The organism is Labrys sp. KB_33_2 (assembly GCF_052114505.1).
In the GTDB taxonomy this organism is placed as follows: domain Bacteria; phylum Pseudomonadota; class Alphaproteobacteria; order Rhizobiales; family Labraceae; genus Labrys.
In genome coordinates this window covers 173836-193049 of record NZ_JBFREW010000009.1, presented here as the reverse complement: position 1 = coordinate 193049, position 19214 = coordinate 173836, and the positions used below count along the sequence as shown (strand labels likewise).

Genomic DNA, 19214 nt, shown 5'->3' with positions numbered 1-19214 from the left:
TGTAGCGAGCCCGAGGCCGCCATTCAACCATTGTGCGTCGTCGCGACGCATCCCAGACTTGCGGGGGATGGCGCGGACGTGGAACGCGTAGGCGATGGCTTTACGCAGGTGAGGCAGGCGAGGCATGGTGTGCCGATCTTCAGATCGGCATCCTTGTAAACGACGGCTTTATCGGCCAAGCACGGTGTCCTTGATCCTGGAAAACCGCAGGGGCAGTGACTTTGAACCAGGACATCAAGAAAGCTGATGGCGCCGTCATGGGGGTGATCCTCGCCGGCGGCTTGTCGCGGCGCATGGGCGGCGGTGACAAGGGACTGTCCTTTCTGGGCGGGCAAACGATCCTCGAGCGCATCGCTGGGCGCCTGCGCCCTCAGGTCGATGCGCTTTTTCTCAACGCCAATGGCGATGCCGGGCGCTTTGAAACGCTGGGCCTCCCCATCCTGCCGGACGGCGTGCCGGATTTCCCGGGACCGTTGGCCGGCGTGCTCGCCGGTCTCGATCATGCGGCGCAGGCCGGTTTTGCCGAGGTGATCGCGGTGCCCTGCGACGCGCCCTTCCTGCCTGAAGACCTGGTGGCAAGATTGCGTGCCGGTACGCAGACGGGGAGAGGTGCCGTCGCGGTCTCCGCCGGCCGGCGTCACCCGACCGCGGCGCTCTGGCCCGTTCATCTGCGTGCCGCTCTGCGGCAGGCCCTGGTGGAGGAAGATCAGCGCCGGGTCGAGACCATCCTGCGGCGGCACGATTTTGCTGAGGTGGTATGGTCGGCGGACCCCTTCGACCCCTTTGCCAATGTCAATGATCCCGAGGGCATGGCGGAGGCGCAGGCTCTTTTTGCCCGTTTTCCGGCTGCCTGATCACCGATCTTGTCTGGCGCCGTACCAGTGCCCCCATCTGGCCTTAATTTCACGCCGGTGATAGAAGCGCGGCAATTGTCAGAGCGTTTTGCGATTTATTGGGTTCACCAGAAGGCGCAAATCCGCTTAGGAGTGACCACCATTTCGACCAAGGCCCAGAATTCAGTGCCTGCCATACCCTTGCTGCGGCGCCTGTTCTCCGACGAGGGCAGCAAGCATACCCGCGCCTATGGCATGGCGATCGCGGCCGGCGCCATCGAAGCGTCGATGGGGGGGCTAGTGGCCTGGCTGATCGGCCCGGTCATTGGTGCCATGGCAGAAAAGCAGAGCATGGGGCAGATTGCCGGCCTTGCGCTGATAGTCGTTGCGGTCTTCCTGGTTCGCGGTGCGGCCGCCTATACCAAGGACACCGTGCTCGCCCGTATCGGCAATTCCATCATTGCCAGCGTGCAGCAGCGGTTGTTCAACCATGTCGTCCAGCAGGACATGGCCTATTTCACCGCGCGCCATTCCACCGAGATGGTGACCTCGAATAGCTTCATCGCCAACTGCTCGCGCATTGCCTCCAATTTGCTGGTCACCTCCGTTTCCAACGTGCTTCAGGTCGCGGCCCTGATCGCCGTGATGATCATCCGCGATCCCTTGCTGGCCCTGTCCGCCATTGTGGTGATGCCGCCGGCAGTGCTCGGCATCCGCTACATTACCAAGCGCATCAAGCGCGTGGTGACCCGCCAATATCAGAGTACTGCTCGCATCACCGGCATCATCCAGGAGACTTCGCAGGGCATCCGGGTGGTCAAGTCCTTCGGCATGGAAGAGGCGATGCGGGAGCGCATGGCGGGCGGGGTCGCCGAAGCGCAATCGGCCGCCAACAAGATGGCCGGGCTTGGCAATCGGACCGGCCCGATCATGGAGACCATGGCCGGCTTTGCCATCGCGGCCGTGATCGTCTATGGCGGCTGGCGCATCACCGAGGGCCAACTCACCGTCGGCCAGTTGACTTCCTTTCTGGCCGCCTTCCTCATTGCTTATGCCCCGTCCAAGGCTCTGGCCCGTGTGAATGTCGATCTGAACGCGGCCGTCACCGGCGTCAGCATGTTCTACGACATCGTCGATGAACCGGCGCGCGAAGGGCCGATCGAGGAGGCCAAGCCGGCTTTCGTCAACAAGGGTGGCCACATCGTCTTCGACCGTGTGAATTTCGGCTACAAGCCGGACGAGCCGGTCCTGCAGGATCTCTCCCTGATCGCCGAAGTCGGCAAGACCACGGCCCTGGTCGGGCCGTCGGGTAGCGGCAAGTCGACCGTGCTCAACCTGATCCTGCGTTTCTACGAACCGGGCTCCGGGACGATCCGCATCGATGAGCAGAATATCGCGTCGGTTTCCGTCGCCAGTCTGCGCAGCGCCATGGCCTATGTCGGGCAGGACGTGTTCCTGTTCGCCGGAACCATCCGGGAGAACATCGCCTTCGGCCGGCCAGGCGCGTCACAGGAGGCGATCGAGGCCGCCGCCAAAGCAGCCCATGCCCATGATTTCATCGTGGATTTCGACCGAGAATACGACACCGAGGTCGGTGAGCGCGGCCTGCAGCTCTCCGGCGGCCAGCGCGCCCGCATCGCGATTGCGCGCGCCATTCTGCGCGATGCCTCGGTCATCCTCCTGGACGAAGCCACTGCAGCGCTCGACTCCCAGTCCGAGCAGGCCGTCCAGAACGCTCTGGACGATCTCTGCGCTGGCCGTACCGTCGTGGTGATCGCCCACAGGCTGCAGACCGTCCAGGAGGCGGACAAGATCTGCGTGATCGACGGCGGTCGGTTGGTCGAGGAGGGCAGCCATGAAGAGCTGCTCGCCAAAGGGGGGCGCTATGCCGCCCTCCATGCCGTGCAGTTCCGCGAAGAGCCTCAGCTCTCGCCTGTTTTGGAAGGTTTTGCTTCGTGAAGTCCGTTGCCCTTTTCGATCTCGATGGCACTCTGGTCGATGCCGATCACCTGCATTACGAGGCCTGGCGCGAGATGGTGGCGCCACATGGCATCGAACTCTCCCTTGATACCTATGTTTCCGAGATCATGGGCCAGCCCAACAGCCTGCTCGCCAGGAACTTCCTGAAGGATCTGGACGAGGATGTCGCACTCAAGCTCGTCGACGACAAGGAGGCGATGTTTCGCAGCCTATTCGTCGGGCTCAAGCCGGCAAAGGGGCTGACGGATTTTCTCGACTGGCTCGAAAAGAACGGCGTGCCGATCGGTGTGGTCACCAATGCGCCGCGGGACAATGCGGAGCATCAACTCGTCAATCTAGGCCTGGTGGAGCGCTTCCCTACCGTGGTGATCGGCGCCGAGGTTACCAATCCCAAGCCCCATCCGGATCCTTATCTCGTTGGCCTGGAACGCCTGCAGGGAATGGCTGCTTCCAGCCTGGCCTTCGAGGATTCACGCTCGGGTATCACGGCCGGCAAGGCAGCGGGCCTTGCCGTGATCGGTCTTGCTACCAGCATGAGCGAGGAGGCACTGCTGGCTGCGGGCGTGGAACTGGCGATTCCCGATTATGAGGATCCGCGCCTTCGGCCCTTCGCAGCGGCCCGGCTCGGCATCGCTTGATGGCAGGCGGATAACCTCTTCAGTTTTGCGCCTTGTCGGCCGTGGGCGATCTCCGCCACGAAACGGGCTTTCCCTTGCCTCGGGAAAGCGCTAACACGGGAATCGTCTCATGGGGTGCCCGCAAGGGCTGAGAAGACGGTGGCCGCAAGCTTCGTCTAACCCATCGAACCTGATCCGGGTCGTGCCGGCGGAGGGATGAGCTTCGAAGCTTTCAGCTTCACCGCAATTTTCTTCACCGCCGTCGTCCGTATCGAACCGTTTTCGACATGGAGGACGCTATGCTGAGGAAACTGCTCGCCGCTCTCGCACTGGCCACCGTTGCCACGACGGCCTCGGCCGAGGACAAGCCGGTGCTCACCGTCTACACCTATGAGAGCTTTTCGAGCGAATACGGTCCCGGCAAGCCGCTGCAAACCGCCTTCGAGGCCAAGTGCAACTGCAAACTGACCTATGTCACCGCCGATGACGGCGGCGCTCTCTTCGCCAAGCTCAAGCTTGAAGGCGCCTCGACCAAGGCGGATGTTGTCGTCGGTCTCGACGACAATCTGATGGGAGAGGCGGAAAAGTCCGGTCTTTTCGTGCCGCATGGCGTGGCAGCCGAGAAGCTCTCTCTGCCCGAACCTTGGACCAACAAGACCTTCATTCCCTATGACTGGGGCTATTTCGCCTTCGTCTATGACAGCGACAAGCTCAAGACCCCGCCGGCCAGCCTGAAGGAACTGGTCGACGACAAGAACGGCCCCAAGCTGGTGATCGAGGATCCGCGCACCTCCACGCCGGGCCTCGGCCTGCTCGCCTGGGTCAGGGCCGTCTATGGCGACAAGGCCCCCGAGGCCTGGAAGTCGCTGAAGCCGCGCATCGTCACCGTCACCTCGGGCTGGTCGGAAGCCTATGGCCTGTTCCTGAAGGGGGAGGCCGACATGGTGCTCTCCTATTCGACCTCGCCCGCCTATCACATCGGCGCCGAGAAGAAGACCAACTACAAGGCCGCGATGTTCCCGGAAGGCCATCAGACCCAGGTCGAAGTCGCCGGGGTGGTGGCGAGTTCCAAGCAACAGGAGCTCGGGCGTCAATTCCTCACCTTCCTGCTCTCGGACGAGGCCCAGGCTGCGTTGCCCGAGACCAATTGGATGTATCCGGCCAAGACGCCGGCGGCAGGACTTCCGGAGAGCTTCAAGGCCGTTGCCGTTCCGGCCAAGGCCCTGATGGCCGATCCCGCCAAGCTCGCCGAGAATCGTAAGGCCTGGATCGACGAATGGCTGGCCGCCATGGCCAAGTGACGAACGAGAGACGAATGAAGCTGACAGTGGCTCCGAAACGCCGAGCCTCCACCCTCCCCCTCCAGGGGAGGATAAACGCGCTCCATCCTGAATGCCCGGCCTGATTCTCCTTGGCGCCCTTGCCGCGCTCGTGCTCGCAGCGCTCGCCAGCCTGTTCCTCGCGGCTGGCGGCGATGCCTGGCAGGGCAATGTCGGCTATCTCGTCTCGATTGCCGGCTTCACTGTCTATCAGGCGCTGCTCTCCACCTTGCTGTCGTTGTCGTTCGGGGCGTTGGTTGCCCTGGCGCTGGCCCGGCGGCAATTCCCAGGGCACCGCCTGCTGCTGGCTCTGTTCGGCGTCGCGGCCGCGCTGCCTTCGATCGTGGCCGTGTTCGCCTTTGCCGGCATCTATGGCCGGGCCGGCATCGTCAACGCCGTGCTGGGGGCCATCGGCCTGCCGGGCATCTCGCTCTACGGGCTTACCGGCATTCTGATGGTGCATGTCTTCTTCAACGGAGCCTTCGCGAGCCGGGTGTTCCTCGCGGCACTGGAGACCGTGCCGGGGGAGCATTGGCGGCTGGCGGCCTCGCTCGGCCTGCCGCCTTCAACCATTTTTCGCCGTATCGACTGGCCAGTGCTGCAGCGGGACCTGCCGGCGCTGGCCCTCCTGATCTTCATCGCCTGCGCAACCTCTTTCGCCATTCCCCTCACGCTCGGAGGAGGCCCCGGCAGCGCCACTTTCGAGGTTGCGATCTACCAGGCCATCCATTCCGATGCCGATTTCGCCAGGGCCGCCGTGCTGGCCTTGCTGCAGATTGCTGCCATGGCAGTGCTGGTGACGCTTGCGGCGCCCCTGCTGGTGCGTCCTCCCGAAGCCGCCAGCCTCGGGCGCAAATTGGAGCGGCCCGATCGGGAAGCAGGCTGGCTGCGGCTGGCGGATACGGTGGTCATCGGCCTCGCTTTGCTTTTGCTGCTGCCTCCCTTGCTGGCCGTCCTCCATGCCGGCCGCACGCTGCTGGCAGGGATTGACCCGCAGGTACCCCGGGCTCTGGCGACCAGCCTGGTGGTCGCATTGGCGGCTGCCTCGCTGTCGCTGGCGGCCGCCCTCCTGCTGTCGCGCTCGCGCCTGGCCCTGATGGGGCAGGGCTGGCCGCGCCTTGCCAGGCTGATGGCGGCGGCTCCCCTGCTCACGCTAGCCGCACCGCCATTGGCCTTCGCCGCCGGCCTCTACGTGATCGCCCGGGCTTTGGGCGTCACCGACTTCGTGGCCATGCCGGCTCTCGTGCTGGTCAACGCCATGATGGCGCTGCCCTTCGTGCACCGGCTCGTCGATCCGCCCATGGCCCTGGCGCAGGAGCGTTACGGCCGGCTGGCCGACAATCTCGGCCTGACCGGCTGGACCCGGCTGCGTCTGATCGAATGGCCGTTGCTGGCACCCTCCGCAACGGCGGGCTTCGCCCTCGCCATGGCGCTGTCGCTCGGTGATCTCGGTGTCGTGGCCCTGTTCGGCTCGCAGAGTCTGGTGACGCTGCCGGCCTTGCTCTATGCCAAGCTCGGTTCCTATCGTGTCGCCGAGGCCGATGGCATCGCCGCGCTGCTCGCCGGGCTGGTGCTGGTCCTGTTTCTGGTGGCTGGACGGTTTGGAGGCCGATATGCTCGTCGTGGATAGTCTCACCATCACCATCGACGACTGGACCGGGCGCTACGACCTCACCGTTTCCCGCGGCGCGCTGGCGGCCATGGTCGGTCCATCCGGCGGCGGCAAGTCCACCTTGCTGCACGCCATTGCCGGTTTTGAGAAGCCGGAGAGCGGCCGGTTGAGCTTCGATGGTGTCGATCTCCTGCCTCTGAAGCCGGCCGACAGGCCCGTGGCCATCGTCTTCCAGGACCATAATCTCCTGCCCAATCTCACCGCCCTGCAGAACGCCGGCCTGGCCTTGTCGCCATCCCTGAGGCTCTCCGCGGCCAATCGTCAGGCCATCTCGGCGATGCTCGATCATGTCGGCCTGGGCGGCATGGAAGCGCGGCTGCCTTCCGAGCTCTCCGGCGGCCAGCGCCAGCGCGTGGCGCTCGCACGCGCCATGCTGACCACGCGCCCGCTGCTGCTGCTCGACGAGCCGTTGACGGGGCTTGATCCCGCCATGCGCGCCGACATGGTCGATCTCATCGACACGCTGCGCAGGGAGAAGAACCTGACCGTACTGATGACGACGCATACGCCCGAGGACGTCGACGGCAGAGCCGATAAGGTCATCACGGTGGCGGATGGACGGGTGGTGGGCTGAGGCAAAGCCTGGAGCGCGGACTTCTCAGCGTCATGCGGGCATGGCGCAATATCCGCTCTTCCTTTCTTCCAAAGCACGACGTTTCCAAGAGCGGACTGGAAGTCCGCGCTCCGAGGTCTAAGCTGATCGCTTGCAAGCAGAAGGAATCGCCCGGATGGACGCCAGTGAACTCGCCCGATTGATCGCCCAGGGGCGAGGCACCGAGCCGGCTGACCTGGTGATCAAGAATGTGCGCCTGCTCGACCTCGTCAGCGGCGATCTGACCGAGACCGACATCGCCATCGGCGGGGACCGCATCGTCGGGACCTATGCCAGCTATCGCGGCCGGCGCGAGATCGATGGGCGGGGGCTCGTGGCCGTGCCCGGATTCATCGATACGCATCTGCATGTCGAATCCTCGCTGGTCACGCCAGCCGAGTTCGATCGCTGCGTGCTGCGCCATGGCGTGACCACCGCCATCTGCGACCCGCACGAGATCTCCAATGTTGTCGGTGTCGAGGGCATCCGCTACTTCCTGGAAGCCGCCGGCCATACGGCCCTGGATCTGCGCGTCCAGCTTTCGAGCTGCGTGCCCTCGACCCATCTGGAGACCGCCGGTGCGAGGCTCGAGGCCGCGGACCTCGAGCCGTTCATGAACCACCCTTGCGTGATCGGCCTGGCCGAATTCATGAATTTTCCGGGGGTGATCAACGCCGATCCCGCTTGCCTCGCCAAGCTTCTGCCGTTCCAGGACGGTCACATCGATGGTCATGCTCCGCTGCTGTCAGGCACCGATCTCAACGCTTATCTCGCCGCTCGCATCCGCACCGACCATGAGACGACGACGGCCAGGGAGGGCCGGGAGAAGCTCGCCAAGGGCATGACGCTGCTGATCCGCGAGGGCTCTGTCTCCAAGGATCTGCACGCTCTTGCGGAACTGATCACCATCCGTAATTCGCCCTATCTCGCTTTTTGCACCGATGACCGCAATCCTCTCGACATTGCCGAAGAGGGCCATCTCGATTTCATGATCCGCACCGCCATCGCCCTCGGTGCCGAGCCGCTCGCGGTCTATCGCACCGCCACCCTGTCGGCGGCCATGGCCTTCGGGCTCAAGGATCGCGGCGTGATCGCGCCGGGCAAGCGGGCCGACATCGTGCTCATCGAGGATCTCGATCATTGCGCTGTACGACAGGTGATCAGTGCGGGCCGGCTGGTGGAGGACGGCCTGTTCGAGGGACGGACCCGAATTGCGCCGGTGGGTCTAGGCTCTATTAGAGCCCCCTGTGTCTCGGCCGCCGATTTCCGTGTGGCGGCGAGCGGACCGACGGGGCCGGTGATGGGAGTGGCGCCCGGCAAGATCATCACCGAGCATCTGCGGCTGAGCCTGCCCTATCAGAATGGTTATCGCGGCATCGACCTCGACCAGGATGTGGTGAAGGTGGCCGTGGTCGAGCGGCACGGCGTCAATGGCAATATCGGGCGTGGCTTCGTCAAGGGTTTCGGCCTGAAGCGGGGGGCGATCGCTTCTTCAGTGGGGCACGATTCGCACAATATCTGCGTCGTCGGCGCCGACGACGCGGACATGGCGCTGGCGGTCAACCATCTCGGTGAGATCGGCGGCGGCTTCGCAGTAGCCCAGGATGGCGTCATCCTGGCCGAATTGGCACTGCCGGTAGCGGGATTGATGAGCCTGCTCACCTTCGAGGAGGTGCGTGATCGCCTGATCCCGCTGCGCGCGGCCGCCAAATCCCTCGGCGTCACCCTGGCCGAGCCCTTCCTGCAGGTTGCGTTCCTGCCCCTGCCGGTAATTCCCCATCTCAAGATCACCGACATGGGCATGGTCGACGTCGATCGCTTCGAGCTGATCACCGCTTGAGTCACGCTTCCCGCTGTACTGGAAAAGCGCCGTACTCCGGGCTCTTATGCAGGGATCCGGAATCATTTTCCGACTATGGTTCGGACCCGATTTCTGAATCGGGTCCGAGCCATAGGTTATTGTTGTCGCATCATTTTTGCCGAAAACAGGTGTCCACTTTTCGGCACGATACTCAGAGTGCTCGCGATGAAACTGCTCCTCGTCTACTGCCATCCGTGTTCGGAAAGCTTTGGCGCCTCCATTCGGGATACGGCGCTGCAAACGCTGAAAAGGGCGGGGCATGAGGTGCGACTGATCGACCTGTACGCCCTGAATTTCGACCCGGTCATGAGCGCGGAGGAGCGGCGCGGCTACCACGAACGCGGAAGCAACGAGGCGCCCGTGGCTGAGCACCTGGCGCACCTTCGCTGGTGCGAGGGCCTGATCTTCATCTACCCCACCTGGTGGTACGGACCGCCCGCCATGCTGAAGGGCTGGCTCGAGCGGGTCTGGGTGCCGCATGCCACTTTCACCATGCCCGAAAATGGCAAGGCGATCGGGCCGGTGCTGACGCAGATCCGCTTGCTGGCGGTTATCTCCACGTTGGGATCGCCCTGGTGGTGGTGGACGTTGTTCATGAAGGCGCCGGGCCGAAACATTCTTCTGCGTGGCTTGCGGGCACTTTGCGCGCCGCGCTGCCGCACCTTGTGGCTGGCCTTGCACCGCCTGGACGAAGCCAGTGAAACGCAACGTCGTCATTTTCTTGCGAAAGTCGAGAAGAAGATGGCGGCCCTCAAGAATTGAGAACCCCCGAGGCGCAATATCCGCGGGTATCTGGAGCAAGTTCGATCAGTTCTCGATACAGGGAAGTTTGGCGCTGATGCCATCCTCGTGAGCCGAATTGCCGAACGCCTCCGCCGACGGCCACAAAAGGCCGAGTTTTGCCGAATTTATGCAAGATGTACGGGTATTGTCATGCTTCGGACTTGACTTAGGCACCAGCCTATTGTCTCAACGCGCCGTCTCAAACGGGGTTCTTGCATGAGTATCGCCTTCACGTTTCCCGGCCAGGGAAGCCAAAGCGTGGGTATGGGCAAGGCGCTAGCCGATGCCTTTCCCGTCGCCCGCGCCGTCTTCGACGAGATCGACGCTGCGCTTGGCCAGAAGCTGACGGCCGTGATCTGGGATGGCCCGGAGAACGACCTCACTCTTACCGAGAACGCCCAGCCGGCCCTGATGGCCGTCTCGCTGGCGGCTTTCCGCGTGCTGCAGGACGAGGCCGGCCTCGACCTCAAGAAACATGCCAGCTTCGTCGCCGGCCATTCGCTCGGCGAATATTCGGCCTTGGCTGCCTCCGGTGCACTGACGATCGCCGATACGGCTCGGCTGCTGCGCATTCGCGGACGGGCGATGCAGGCTGCGACGCCGGTGGGTACTGGCGCCATGGCCGCTCTTCTCGGCCTCGACTATGAGCAGGCAGTTGCCGTCGCCGCCGAGGCGGCGCAGGGCGAGGTCTGCCAGGCCGCCAACGACAATGCACCGGGCCAGGTCGTCATCTCAGGCACCAAGGCAGCGGTGGAGCGCGCGCTGGAGATCGCCAAGGGCAAGGGTGCCAAGCGTGCCATCCTCCTGCCGGTTTCAGCGCCTTTCCATTGCGCCCTGATGCAGCCGGCCGCCGATGCCATGGCCGAGGCGCTCGAGAAGGTTGCCATCGCGGCCCCGGCCGTGCCCCTCGTCGCCAATGTCCTCGCCCGGCCGATCGTGGATCCTTCCGAGATCCGCCGTCGTCTCGTCGAGCAGGTGACGGGAACGGTGCGCTGGCGCGAAAGCGTCGAATATCTCGCCGGAGCCGGTGTCACCAAGCTGGCGGAAGTCGGCTCCGGAAAGGTTCTGAGCGGGCTGGTCAGGCGCATAGCCTCCGGCGTAGAAGCGGTGAGCATTGGCACGCCGGACGATGTCGCGGCATTCGCGCCGACCTTGCGATGAAAGGGCCCGCGGCCACCCGTCCGACAGCAGGTGGCCATTTCGGGTGAGGATAAACAATAAAGGTGCGCCCGCAGCGACCGGCAGCACTCGATTGGGGATGACGATGTTCGACCTTACTGGCAAGACAGCCCTGGTGACCGGAGCCACGGGCGGAATCGGAGCGGCCATTGCCGCATCGCTGCACCGCCAGGGCGCTACGGTAGCGCTTTCGGGCACGCGCAAGGCGGTGCTGGAGGAACTGGCGGCCAAGCTCGGTGACCGTGCTCATGTCTTCGCCTGCGACCTCACCGATAAGGAACAGCTCGGCACGCTGGTTCCGAATGTCGAGGCAGCCCTCGGTCAGTTGGACATTCTGGTCAACAATGCCGGTTTCACCCGCGACAATCTGATGCTGCGCATGAAGGACGAGGACTGGGATAGCGTCATCGCCGTTAATCTTTCCGCCGCTTTCCATCTGTCGCGAGCCGCCGTGAAGGGGATGTTGAAGCGCCGCACCGGACGCATCATCAACATCGCTTCCCTGTCCGGTGTCATCGGCAATCCGGGGCAGACCAATTATGCCGCCTCCAAGGCCGGCCTGGTCGGCATGTCCAAATCACTGGCCCACGAGGTGGCCAGCCGCGGAATCACCGTCAATTGCATCGCGCCGGGCTTTATCGAAACGGCGATGACGGATGCCCTCAACGAGAAGCAAATGGAGCCGATCCTTGCCGCTATCCCCGTGCATCGGCTCGGCCATGTCGACGAGATTGCGGCCGCAGCCGTTTACCTTGCCTCTTCGGAGGCTGCCTACACCACCGGGCAAACTTTGAATATTAACGGCGGAATGGCAATGATTTGAACGAGTTAGAAGTCAATTCCGCAGTGGTTTCCACTGGTGGGATGCCCGCTGGCAATGGCATTTGAAGTGTGTTAATCACCGCCGAGGGACATTCCGATGGCCCCTATGAATGTGATTGTCCGGGATAATCGGAGGCCGATCGAAGGATTGGCCCCGGCTCAAGGAACTATCAAATACCGACCGCCTAACCGGCGGCGGAATAAAGTGCCGGCAGGCAGTCTTGGTTTATCAAAGGAACGAAAAATGAGCGATATCGCAGACCGCGTGAAGAAGATCGTGGTTGAACACCTCGGCGTCGATCCGGACAAGGTCACCGAGAATGCGAGCTTCATCGACGATCTGGGCGCTGACTCTCTCGACACGGTTGAGCTGGTCATGGCTTTCGAGGAAGAGTTCAACTGCGAAATCCCCGATGATGCCGCAGAGACGATTCTGACCGTCGGCGATGCTGTCAAGTTCCTGACCAAGGCTACGGCCTGAGACGATCGGGGAGCGCAGGCTCCCCGATATCCATCCATCGACCGGCCGGGGGACGAGATTGCATCATTGCCGGGAGGTCTGGAGTGTCAGCAGACATAGAGGCTGCCAGTTCAGCGTAAGGGCAATGCGTTCGAAGCATTGGAAGGGGCGATCCTCGGAGCGTCCGCATTCTGTGCTAGCCTTGCGCCAGGCAATCTTGCGATCAATCGGGTTTGAGTAGCCGGGGAGGGCGATTCCCCGGCCTTTGGAGGTTCTATGAGGCGCGTTGTCGTAACTGGTCTCGGCATGGTCAACCCGATGGGTGGCGATGTCGAAACGTCGTGGTCCAATCTCCTTGCGAGCAAGAGCGGCATCGTCAAGATCGACCGTTTCGAGACGGAGGATCTCAAGGCCCGGATTGCCGGCCTGATCCCGGCTGGCGATGGCAGCAACGGCACCTATAATCCCGACCAGTGGATGGAGCCCAAGGAGCAGCGCAAGGTCGACGATTTCATCGTCTTTGCCATGGCCGCCGCGACCCAGGCTCTCGACGATGCCGGTTGGCATCCTGCTTCGCAGAAGGATCAGGAAGAGACCGGTGTCCTGATCGGCTCGGGTATCGGTGGCCTGCAGGGCATCGAAGACGCCGCGCTGACCTTGAAGGATCGCGGCCCAGGGCGCATCTCGCCCTTCTTCATTCCCGGCCGCCTGATCAATCTGGCCGGTGGCCAGGTCTCCATCCGCCATGGCCTGAAGGGGCCGAACCATGCGGTGGTCACGGCCTGCTCGACTGGCGCACACGCCATCGGCGATGCCGCCCGCCTGATCGCGCTCGGCGATGCCGAGGTGATGGTAGCCGGTGGTACCGAATCTCCGGTCTGCCGTCTCGCCCTTGCTGGTTTTGCCGCCTGCCGCGCGTTGTCGACCTCCTTCAACGACGAACCGGCGCGCGCCTCGCGCCCCTATGATCGCGATCGCGATGGTTTCGTCATGGGCGAGGGTGCCGGTTGCGTCGTGCTGGAGGAGTATGGGCACGCCAAGGCGCGTGGCGCCAAGATCTATGCCGAAGTCATCGGCTATGGTCTTTCGGGCGACGCCTATCACATTACCGCACCGTCCGAAGATGGTGACGGCGCCTTCCGCAGCATGCAGATGGCGGTGAAGCGGGCGGGGATCTCCGTCGGCGAGATCGACTACATCAACGCGCACGGCACTTCCACGATGGCCGATACGATTGAGCTCGGCGCCGTTCAGCGCCTGCTCGGCAATGCGTCCGCGACGGCCTCGATGTCGTCGACCAAATCGGCGACCGGCCATTTGCTTGGCGCTGCCGGTGCGATCGAGGCAATCTTCTCGATCCTGGCCCTTCGCGATCAGATCGTGCCACCCACCATCAATCTGGAGAATCCCGAAGTGGAGACCCCGATCGATCTGGTGCCGTTGACGGCTCGCAAGCGCGAGGTGAACGTGGTGCTCTCCAATTCCTTCGGGTTTGGCGGCACCAACGCCTCCATCATTTTGCGCAAGGCAGACTGACGTCTCGCCGGGATTCGGCGCGCGGCTGCAGAGGCCCGGCTGGCATTTTCGCCATATTCGCGAGGCATGCCGGTTGAAACAAACGCGATGTGGCTTCCGATTCCCGGAATCGGAGGCCGCCTTATTGTTCGTATTTTGATGCATTTTTGCCGAAACAAATTGCTACTTCCAAGCGCGGCACAATCAGGTTGGCATTTTGGCGAGATGTAACGCTCGCGGGGCCTGGCCGGGCATCTATGTAGGCGTACGAGGTTTCTATGGTCGATGATCGGGATGATTCGGGACTAGCGAACGAACGCTCGCGCTCCTTCGGGAAAGGCGCAGCCGGCTCGCGCGGATCCCGCAACATGATCCAGCCCGATGCTGTCGCCAAGCCGCCGACACGTTCGAGCGCGGTGCGCAATCCCTTTGTGGTGGCTGGCAATGCCGTCTTCGTCCTGCTGATGCTGGTCGCTATCGGTGGTTATTTCGGTTTGCGTCAGTTCACGTCGGCCGGGCCGCTGGCGGAAGCCAAGACGGTCTATGTGCCAAAGGGCAGCGGCCGCGACGAGATCGCCGATTCCCTCGAACGCCAGGGTGTGATCGATGGCGCCACCACCTTCACCACCGGCGTCTACATGCTCGGCCACGGCAATGATCTGAAGGCCGGCGAGTATGCCTTCAAGCCGGGCGTCTCCATGTATGACGTCATGAACATTCTGGTGGACGGCAAGGTGATCCAGCATTCGATCACCATCCCCGAGGGCCTTACCAGCCAGATGATCATCGACCGGCTGAACCAGGACGACCTGCTCACGGGTGATGCCCCGCCGGTGCCGGCCGAAGGGGCGTTGCTGCCCGATACCTACAAATATGAGCGCGGCACCACCCGTTCGGCCATGGTGCGCAAGATGCAGGAAGAGCAACGGGCCCTAGTCGACCAGATCTGGAAGCAGCGCTCCGCCAACCTGCCGCTGAAGAGTCCGGCGGAAATGGTAACGCTCGCCTCGATCGTCGAGAAGGAGACGGGCCAAGCGGACGAACGTCCGCATGTCGCCAGCGTCTTCATCAACAGGCTGCAGAAGAACATGCGCCTGCAATCCGATCCGACCGTGATCTATGGCATGGTCGGCGGCAAGGGCAAGCTCGACAGGGCCTTGACCAGCGCCGACCTCACGCAGCCGACGCGCTTCAACACCTACACCATATCCGGCCTGCCGCCGTCCCCCATCGCCAATCCCGGAAAGGCTGCAATGCAGGCCGTGGCGACGCCTTTGGCCACCAAGGATCTCTATTTTGTCGCCGACGGTACGGGCGGGCATGCCTTCGCCCCCACCTTGGACGAGCACAACAAGAATGTCGCCAAATGGCGCCAGTTCCAGCAACAGGGCAGCAACGCCCCAGTAGCGCCGTCCCCGCCTGCGCCCGAACCGGACGCTGCTGCGCCGCCGGCACCTGCCCCGGCTGAGGCACCCGTCGCCAAGCCCCCGGCCAAGCCCTGCAAGAAGGGCAGCAAGGCCTGCAAGCAGCAGACCGAGGCCGAGGCTCCGGTCGCGCCCACGCCGCCGCCGGCACCTGCCCCGTCGCCTGCGCCCGCGGCCGATATCCCGCTGCCTGCCCCATCGGCTCCGTCGGCGTCTCCAGCCCCTTCGACGCCTCCGGCCGCCCAGGCGCCGGCCGCTCCCAATGCTGACCCGACCCAGGCCGCAAAGCCCAAGAAGGGTGGCTTTGACGATCCCGTCGCTAACACCACCCATGATCCGCTGCTCGACAAGACCTTCGATCTGAACTCGCCGCAGACGGTGCAGTAAGCCGGCTGCATGGGATTGGCTTGAGCGCGGAGCCCTTGGGCTCTATCTTCCGTCAGGCTCTGTTCGGCGCGCTTACGGCGCGTCGAGGGCGAGCGCTCAGTTTTCGTTGCCGGTAAAATCATCCGGCCGGACGCTGAAATCACCGTATGGAATGTAGGAAGATGTCCGTTGTCAGCATGACCGGCTTTGCCCGGGTAGAAGGACAGACCGGCGCGAACCGCTGGGCCTGGGAAATCAAGACCGTCAATGGCAAAAGCCTCGATGTCCGCTTCCGATTGCCTCCGGGATTCGATGCGTTGGAGGCGTCGGCGCGTGCCGCTTTGGGCGCGGCCTTTGCCCGTGGTTCGTGTCAGATCGGCCTGTCGCTGAAGCGTGACGCCGTGGCGCCGGTGGTCCGCATCAATCAAGCGGTGCTCGATGCCATCGTCACGGCGATGGCCGAGGCCTCGCAGAAGGTGGATGCGGCAGCACCGCGCCTCGATGGCCTCTTTGCCATCAAGGGCGTGCTCGAGGTCGAGGACCAGGAGGAGGACGAGGCTGGGCGCACCGCGCTGCAGGGGGCCCTGCTGGAGGGGTTCGCCAAGGCCATTGCCCAATGCGCCGAGATGAGGCGCCAGGAGGGGCAGGCACTCGCCCGCGTCCTGCTCGGTCGCATCGACGAGATCGAAGCCCTCACGCATGCAGCGGACGCCAATCCGGCGCGCCAGCCCGCGGCGGTGCGCGATCGGCTTGCCGCGCAGATTGCCGCTCTCCTCGATGCGTCGTCGTCGCTCGATCCCGATAGGTTGCACCAGGAGGCGATCCTGATGGCCGCCAAGGCCGACATACGCGAGGAACTCGACCGGCTGCACGCCCATATTGCCGCTGCTCGCGATCTCCTGGCCAAGGGCGGGCCGGTGGGACGGCGCCTCGACTTCCTCGCCCAGGAATTCAACCGGGAAGTCAACACCCTTTGCTCCAAGGCGAATGATGTCAGCTTGACCGCGACCGGCCTTTCTCTCAAAGCAGTGGTCGAGCAATTCCGCGAACAGGTTCAGAATATCGAATGAGTAGCACTGCGTCCGTTCCCCAGCGCCGGGGCCTTCTGCTGATCGTTTCCTCGCCCTCCGGCGCCGGCAAGACCACGCTGACGCGCCTGCTTCTGGCCGAGGACAAATCGATGCATCTGTCGATCTCGGTCACCACTCGCCCGCGCCGCGGCAGCGAGATCGATGGGGTCCATTATCGCTTCATCGACGCAGGCACCTTCGAGACCATGCGCGAAAGAGACGAATTGCTGGAATCGGCCAAGGTCCACGGCAACTACTACGGCACGCCGGCAAGGCCGGTTGAGGAGGCGCTGGCCGCTGGACGCGATGTCCTGTTCGACATCGATTGGCAGGGCACCATGCAGATCTACAACAAGATGAGGCCCGACATCGTGTCCGTCTTCGTCTTGCCGCCATCGGTGGCCGAACTGAAGGCGAGGCTCGAGCGGCGGGCCGAGGACAGCGCGGAGATCATTCTGCAGCGCCTGCAGAATGCCCGCGTCGAGATCAGCCACTGGACCAAATATGACTATGTGCTGGTCAACACCGATCTGCAGACCACCTATGCCAAGCTCAAGGAAATCCTCGACGTCGAGCGCATGAAGCGCCAGGACAAGTCGCAGGTCAGCCGCCTGGTCGACACCTTGAAGGCGGATCTCGACGCCCTGACGCGCGGGCGCTGACGGGACGGGGGGCGTCGATCCCCCTGGCTTCGTGGTTCTATTTCAAGGTGTTCGCAAGGGCGACGAAGGCGGCCACGGGAACTTCCTCGGCTCGCATCTCCGGACGCAGGCCCGTATCGGCCAGCGCGGCCGCCAGATCGCCACCAAGCCCTTTGAGGCTCTGGCGCAGCATTTTGCGCCGCTGGCCGAAGGCCGCCTGCGTGACCCGTTCCAGGGCGGCTGCGGTACAGGGCAGGGGCGTCGGCCGCGGGCGCAGATGCACCACCGAAGAGGTGACCTTGGGCGGCGGCACGAAGGCACTTGGCGGTACGTCGAAAACGATTTCGGCTTCCGTCCGCCACCCGGCCAGGACGCCGAGGCGGCCATAGGCATCGTCCGCTTCGGTTGCCACGATACGTTCGGCGACCTCCTTCTGGAACATCAGCGTCATCGACTGGAACCAGGGCGGCCAAGGCTCGGTCTTCAGCCAGCCGATCAGCAGGGGCGTGGCGACATTGTAGGGCAGGTTGGCGGCGATGCGGACCGGCCCTTCCAGTCCTGCGATCAAGGCCGGCCAATCGGCTTCGAGGGCATCGCCGGCATGCACGGTCAGCCGGCCGGGATAATGAGCGGCAATTTCGGCCAAGGCCGCCAGACAGCGCTCGTCGCGTTCCACCGCAACCACGTGCCTCGCTCCGCAGGCCAGTAGCGCCCGGGTGAGGCCGCCAGGGCCGGGGCCGACCTCCACCACATTCACCCCCTCCAGCGAGCCGCCGGCACGCGCGATCTTGGCGGTGAGATTGAGGTCGAGCAGGAAGTTCTGGCCAAGCGACTTCTTGGCCATCAATTCATGCTGGCGGATGACCTCGCGCAGCGGGGGAAGAGTATCGATCTGCACCATGACGGGCCCCAAAGCGTTTTGCGATCTGACGGCGTTGCCCGGAATCGCAAAGACGCGCCAAGACAAGGAGTTAGAGCAGAGTGCGATTCGATGGAATCGCACTCTGCTCTAACGTGACATTCTGTCGGCCAGTGACAGGCTGGCGAAGAAACTGGAAGGGTTGGCCTTGCCCGTGCCCGCAAGATCGAAGGCCGTGCCATGATCGGGCGAAGTGCGGACGAAGGGCAGGCCCAGGGTCACGTTGACGGCCTCGTCGAAGGCCAGCGCCTTGGCCGGTGCCAGGGCCTGATCATGATACATGCACAGGGCCGCATCATAGGTTTGCCGCGCCCGGGCATGAAACATGGTGTCGGCGGGCAGGGGACCCCGGGCGTCGATGCCGGCGGCCCTGAGCCTGGCGACGGCGGGTGCGACCACGGCGTTGTCCTCGCCGCCCAAAGTGCCGTTCTCGCCGGCATGGGGATTGACCCCGGCAACCGCGAGGCGCGGTGCGGCGATACCGAAGCGGGCCCCGAGGTCCTGGGCAACGATCAGGCCTGTTTCGTAGATCAAGTCCTCGGTGAGGGCCGTGGGCACCTCGGCCAGGGGGATGTGGATGGTGACCGGCACAACCGCGACGGTTTCGGACCAGATCATCATCACGGGCCTAAAGGCAGATTCTCGATATTGCCCATCATTGGCTCGATCGGGAAGAATCGGCTTGCCATCGCCCTGCCAATGGCGCCGGGCCAGTTCGCCCAGGAATTCGGTGTGCCCGGGATGGCCGAAACCGGCGCGGTAGAGCACCTCCTTCATGATCGGTGACGTCACCACGGCCCGAGCATGGTTCTCGCGAATTGACAGTATGGCTCGTTCGATCGACTCGATGACCGCACCGGCACCAGCGACATTGGGCTTGCCGGGCCGATCGGGTACCGGATTTAGCAGGGGGACGACGGGAAGGCCGCGCGCAAAGGCTGCAGGCGCGCCGGCTTCGTCGGTCTCGATGATGGCAAGGTCCAGGCCGATCCGCCTGGCGCGCGCCGACAACAGGGCGGGGTCGGCATAGACGAAGAAGGGCGCCCCTTCCCGGCGGGCCGCGCCTGCCATCACGATCAGTTCGGGCCCGATGCCAGCCGGTTCTCCCATGGTCAAGACAATCGGCAGGGCGGGCTGTTCGGTCGGCATTGTCAGGTCAGA

17 protein-coding genes and 1 riboswitch are annotated in these 19214 nt (G+C 63.9%); of the genes, 15 read left to right on the top strand and 2 right to left on the bottom strand.

Annotation, left to right across the window (positions count from 1 at the left end):
• Window positions 1-257: 257 nt before the first annotated feature.
• From mobA to gmk, 15 genes are all read left to right on the top strand, one after another.
• Window positions 258-854, top strand: coding sequence for a molybdenum cofactor guanylyltransferase MobA (mobA, locus tag AB4037_RS17560; protein ID WP_441772418.1), 597 nt, complete (start codon window positions 258-260; stop codon window positions 852-854).
• Window positions 855-986: 132 nt separating this feature from the next.
• A complete protein-coding gene (locus tag AB4037_RS17555; protein WP_441772377.1) occupies window positions 987-2792 on the top strand; it encodes an ABC transporter ATP-binding protein in 1806 nt (601 codons plus the stop codon).
• Complete coding sequence (locus AB4037_RS17550; protein ID WP_441772376.1) at window positions 2789-3451, top strand: HAD family hydrolase; 663 nt, start codon at window positions 2789-2791, stop codon at window positions 3449-3451. Before AB4037_RS17555 ends, AB4037_RS17550 begins: the two co-directional genes overlap by 4 nt.
• Before the next feature lie 100 nt (window positions 3452-3551).
• A riboswitch (TPP riboswitch) is annotated at window positions 3552-3664 on the top strand.
• A 65-nt stretch (window positions 3665-3729) separates the two neighbouring features.
• Entirely contained in the window at window positions 3730-4731 is a 1002-nt protein-coding gene (gene thiB, locus AB4037_RS17545) for a thiamine ABC transporter substrate binding subunit (RefSeq protein ID WP_441772375.1), read from the top strand.
• Window positions 4732-4822: 91 nt separating this feature from the next.
• Window positions 4823-6379, top strand: coding sequence for an ABC transporter permease subunit (locus AB4037_RS17540; RefSeq protein WP_441772374.1), 1557 nt, complete (start codon window positions 4823-4825; stop codon window positions 6377-6379).
• A complete protein-coding gene (locus AB4037_RS17535) occupies window positions 6363-6995 on the top strand; it encodes a thiamine ABC transporter ATP-binding protein (protein WP_434957134.1) in 633 nt (210 codons plus the stop codon). The genes AB4037_RS17540 and AB4037_RS17535 overlap by 17 nt, the downstream gene beginning before the upstream one ends.
• A 154-nt stretch (window positions 6996-7149) precedes the next feature.
• On the top strand, window positions 7150-8853 hold the full coding sequence (gene ade / locus AB4037_RS17530) for an adenine deaminase (protein ID WP_441772373.1): 1704 nt from the start codon (window positions 7150-7152) through the stop codon (window positions 8851-8853).
• Between the two features lie 186 nt (window positions 8854-9039).
• Entirely contained in the window at window positions 9040-9636 is a 597-nt protein-coding gene (locus AB4037_RS17525; protein ID WP_441772372.1) for an NAD(P)H-dependent oxidoreductase, read from the top strand.
• A gap of 237 nt (window positions 9637-9873) precedes the next feature.
• Complete coding sequence (fabD, locus tag AB4037_RS17520; RefSeq protein ID WP_441772371.1) at window positions 9874-10818, top strand: ACP S-malonyltransferase; 945 nt, start codon at window positions 9874-9876, stop codon at window positions 10816-10818.
• A 103-nt stretch (window positions 10819-10921) separates the two neighbouring features.
• Complete coding sequence (gene fabG, locus AB4037_RS17515; RefSeq protein WP_434957130.1) at window positions 10922-11659, top strand: 3-oxoacyl-[acyl-carrier-protein] reductase; 738 nt, start codon at window positions 10922-10924, stop codon at window positions 11657-11659.
• A gap of 243 nt (window positions 11660-11902) precedes the next feature.
• Window positions 11903-12139, top strand: a complete 237-nt coding sequence (locus AB4037_RS17510) for an acyl carrier protein (RefSeq protein ID WP_068287214.1) — start codon at window positions 11903-11905, stop codon at window positions 12137-12139.
• Between the two features lie 255 nt (window positions 12140-12394).
• Complete coding sequence (fabF, locus tag AB4037_RS17505) at window positions 12395-13654, top strand: beta-ketoacyl-ACP synthase II (RefSeq protein WP_434957129.1); 1260 nt, start codon at window positions 12395-12397, stop codon at window positions 13652-13654.
• 347 nt (window positions 13655-14001) lie between these two features.
• A complete protein-coding gene (gene mltG, locus AB4037_RS17500; RefSeq protein WP_441772370.1) occupies window positions 14002-15444 on the top strand; it encodes an endolytic transglycosylase MltG in 1443 nt (480 codons plus the stop codon).
• 161 nt (window positions 15445-15605) lie between these two features.
• Window positions 15606-16493, top strand: a complete 888-nt coding sequence (locus AB4037_RS17495; RefSeq protein ID WP_434957127.1) for a YicC/YloC family endoribonuclease — start codon at window positions 15606-15608, stop codon at window positions 16491-16493.
• Window positions 16490-17155: a guanylate kinase gene (gene gmk, locus AB4037_RS17490; protein ID WP_434957126.1), complete on the top strand. Its 666-nt coding sequence runs from the start codon at window positions 16490-16492 to the stop codon at window positions 17153-17155. Before AB4037_RS17495 ends, gmk begins: the two co-directional genes overlap by 4 nt.
• Window positions 17156-17192: 37 nt before the next feature.
• Here the strand turns inward: gmk and rsmA are convergent, their stop codons facing one another.
• Window positions 17193-18035, bottom strand: a complete 843-nt coding sequence (gene rsmA / locus AB4037_RS17485) for a 16S rRNA (adenine(1518)-N(6)/adenine(1519)-N(6))-dimethyltransferase RsmA (protein ID WP_434957125.1) — start codon at window positions 18033-18035, stop codon at window positions 17193-17195.
• A 108-nt stretch (window positions 18036-18143) separates the two neighbouring features.
• Window positions 18144-19202 (bottom strand): 4-hydroxythreonine-4-phosphate dehydrogenase PdxA, encoded by a 1059-nt coding sequence (pdxA, locus tag AB4037_RS17480; protein WP_441772369.1) that lies wholly within the window; start codon window positions 19200-19202, stop codon window positions 18144-18146.
• Between the last annotated feature and the right edge of the window lie 12 nt (window positions 19203-19214).

Coding starts and splice junctions, on each gene's coding strand:
- AB4037_RS17540 (WP_441772374.1), top strand. CDS start 4,823: ATGCCCGGCCTGATTCTCCTTGGCGCCCTTGCCGCGCTCGTGCTCGCA.
- thiB (WP_441772375.1), top strand. CDS start 3,730: ATGCTGAGGAAACTGCTCGCCGCTCTCGCACTGGCCACCGTTGCCACG.
- AB4037_RS17525 (WP_441772372.1), top strand. CDS start 9,040: ATGAAACTGCTCCTCGTCTACTGCCATCCGTGTTCGGAAAGCTTTGGC.
- AB4037_RS17535 (WP_434957134.1), top strand. CDS start 6,363: ATGCTCGTCGTGGATAGTCTCACCATCACCATCGACGACTGGACCGGG.
- mobA (WP_441772418.1), top strand. CDS start 258: ATGGGGGTGATCCTCGCCGGCGGCTTGTCGCGGCGCATGGGCGGCGGT.
- fabG (WP_434957130.1), top strand. CDS start 10,922: ATGTTCGACCTTACTGGCAAGACAGCCCTGGTGACCGGAGCCACGGGC.
- fabD (WP_441772371.1), top strand. CDS start 9,874: ATGAGTATCGCCTTCACGTTTCCCGGCCAGGGAAGCCAAAGCGTGGGT.
- gmk (WP_434957126.1), top strand. CDS start 16,490: ATGAGTAGCACTGCGTCCGTTCCCCAGCGCCGGGGCCTTCTGCTGATC.
- pdxA (WP_441772369.1), bottom strand. CDS start 19,202: ATGCCGACCGAACAGCCCGCCCTGCCGATTGTCTTGACCATGGGAGAA.
- AB4037_RS17495 (WP_434957127.1), top strand. CDS start 15,606: ATGTCCGTTGTCAGCATGACCGGCTTTGCCCGGGTAGAAGGACAGACC.
- AB4037_RS17510 (WP_068287214.1), top strand. CDS start 11,903: ATGAGCGATATCGCAGACCGCGTGAAGAAGATCGTGGTTGAACACCTC.
- ade (WP_441772373.1), top strand. CDS start 7,150: ATGGACGCCAGTGAACTCGCCCGATTGATCGCCCAGGGGCGAGGCACC.
- fabF (WP_434957129.1), top strand. CDS start 12,395: ATGAGGCGCGTTGTCGTAACTGGTCTCGGCATGGTCAACCCGATGGGT.
- mltG (WP_441772370.1), top strand. CDS start 14,002: ATGATCCAGCCCGATGCTGTCGCCAAGCCGCCGACACGTTCGAGCGCG.
- rsmA (WP_434957125.1), bottom strand. CDS start 18,035: ATGGTGCAGATCGATACTCTTCCCCCGCTGCGCGAGGTCATCCGCCAG.